Source organism: Methylobacterium sp. WL116, assembly GCF_008039455.1.
In the GTDB taxonomy this organism is placed as follows: Bacteria; Pseudomonadota; Alphaproteobacteria; order Rhizobiales; family Beijerinckiaceae; genus Methylobacterium.
Map to the genome: position 1 here is coordinate 1 of NZ_VRUV01000655.1, position 2,187 is coordinate 2,187.

Below are 2,187 nucleotides of genomic sequence, written 5' to 3' on the forward strand. Positions count from 1 at the left end.
CCGCCGCCCCAGAGCGCGGCCGCGCGCCCATCGGCGACCATGGCCGGGCCGTCGCCGGCATGCTCCAGCAGGATCGGGACGATGTCGCGCTCCGGGTCGAGGCCGGAGGCAGCGAGCACCGCGCGGCCCATCACCGTCAGCCCGGAATTCCGGGTGCCGAGCGCGACGGGCTTGCCGGCGAGGTCGGCGAGGGTACGGACCGGGCTCGCCGCCGCGACCACGAGCAGGCCGGGCGTGGCGTACATCGGCGCGACCGCGGTGAGCCGCGGGCCGTCACCCGCCGCCAGCGCGTCGTAGGCGAACTCGCCTTGCACCAGCGCGAGGTCGAGGGCGCCCTCGCGCAGCAGCCGGACGTTCTCCGCCGAGCCGCCGGTGGCGCGCGTCTCCAGAGTCAGGTCGGGGTCGACCGCGCGGACCGAGGCCGCCAGCGCCGCGCCGTAGGCCGGAAAGCCGCCGCCCGGGGTGGCGGTGCCGAGGACGAGGCGAAGCGGCTCGGCCCGCGCGGACGAGGCGAGCATCAGGCAGAGAGCGACCAGAACAGGCTTCACCCGCATCGCACGTGTCCGCCTCCGCGCCGGGGCCGTCGCTCGGCCGTCATTTCGCGGTCAGCAGCGCCCAGTAGACCTTGTACTTCGATCCGGGCGCGTAGGCGGTGGCGATGCCCATGCGGGCGGCCTTGGGATCGAGCATCACGGCGTTGTGGGGCGGGCTGTCGCGCCAGCCGGAGAAGGCCTCGGCGAGGGTGTGGTAGCCGGCCGACAGGTTGGCGTTGGCCGACGCGAAGCCGAGCCGCTCTACGGCGCCCTTCACGGTCTGCGCCTTGCTTGGCCGGTCGGCGAGCGCCATCGACGCCGCCTCGGCCTCGGCGAGCTTCTGGAGCTCGGGGTCGAGGGCGAGCGCCGCCTCGCCGCGACCGCGGCGATAGGCCGAGATCATGTCGCGGGCGGCTTCGGTGTCGACGTGGGCCGCGTTGTTCGACAGGGGCAGGTAGAGGCTCGGCAGCGCCGCGGTGGTCTGCGTGTCGGTGGCGCACCCGGCCAGCAGCGCCGCGCCGGCGAGCAGCAGGGCGCCCGCGCCGTATCGTCCGATGCTGCCCACGTGTCCGATCCGCCGCTCGCCATCGGCCCGCGTCGATCGGGCCACCGCCGCGACATATAGGGTGCCCGGGGGCGCCGTGCAGCGGCGACGCGCATCAGGATTGACGAACCCTTCACCGGCTCGCGCTTAAGCTGTACCGAATGGAGCTGTCGATGCCGGGCCGTCCCGGCGCGCTCCGGTCCGGGTCGGGAATCGCGTGGAAATCATCGAGGCGAACCTGCGGGGCGGCTTCGTCGGTGCGACGTCGCCCGCCGCATGACCGGACCGCCCATCCACCCCGACGTCGCCGCGGCGTCGGCGACGATCCGCTCGGCCGAGGCGCAATTGCGCCTGATCCGCCGGGACGCCGAGCGGCTGGCCGAGCGCCAGCGCACCTTCGACCGGGCCGCGGCCGCGGCCGGGATCGGGGTGTGGGAATGCCGCCTGCGCGACGAGGCGATCGACTGGTCCTCCGGCGTCTACGACCTGTTCGGCATCCCGCGCGGGACGGCCCTGTCGCGCGGGCGCGCCCTCGAGCACTACCCCGAGGCCTCGCGCCGCGCCCTCGAGGCGGCCCGCTCGCGAGCGATCGCCGAGCGGACCGGCTTCCGCCTCGACACCGAGATCCGCACCGCCGCCGGGCAACTCCGCTGGATCCGCCTGACCGCCACGGTGGAGGCGCGCGCGGGCGTCGCGGTGCGGCTGTTCGGGATCAAGCAGGACATCACCGACGAGAGGCTGGCCGCCGAGGCGGCGCGCCGACGGGCCGATCTCGACGGGATGACGGGCCTCGCCAACCGGATGTGCTTCGAGGACCGGCTCGCGTTCCTGTGCCGGCAAGGCGCGGGCCTGCTCGTTCTCGTCGACCTCGACGGCTTCAAGGCGGTCAACGACGGCTTCGGGCATGCGGCGGGCGATGCCTGCCTCCGGGAGGCGGCCGACCGCATCGCCGGGCTCTGCCGCCGGGCCGACCTCGTGGCGCGGATCGGCGGCGACGAATTCGCCATCCTGCTCGGCGGCCATGGCAGCGCGCGCGGCGCCGAAGCCCTGGCGGGGCGGATCGTCCATGCGATGGGCCGCCCGATGCAGGTCGGCGGCGTCACGATCCGG

3 protein-coding genes are annotated in these 2,187 nt (G+C 74.9%); 1 reads left to right on the top strand and 2 read right to left on the bottom strand.

Annotated elements, in window-relative coordinates:
• Positions 1-554: TAXI family TRAP transporter solute-binding subunit (locus FV223_RS25850; protein ID WP_147729616.1), on the bottom strand; the 554-nt coding region annotated here is incomplete at its 3' end.
• A 40-nt stretch (positions 555-594) separates the two neighbouring features.
• Positions 595-1,062 carry a CAP domain-containing protein gene (locus FV223_RS25855; protein WP_243937186.1) on the bottom strand — a complete coding sequence of 156 codons (468 nt, stop codon included), beginning with the start codon at positions 1,060-1,062 and terminating at the stop codon, positions 595-597.
• A gap of 291 nt (positions 1,063-1,353) precedes the next feature.
• Between FV223_RS25855 and FV223_RS25860 the strand changes: the two genes are divergently transcribed.
• Positions 1,354-2,187 (top strand): sensor domain-containing diguanylate cyclase (locus FV223_RS25860; RefSeq protein WP_147729618.1); only part of this gene is annotated, 834 nt, incomplete at its 3' end.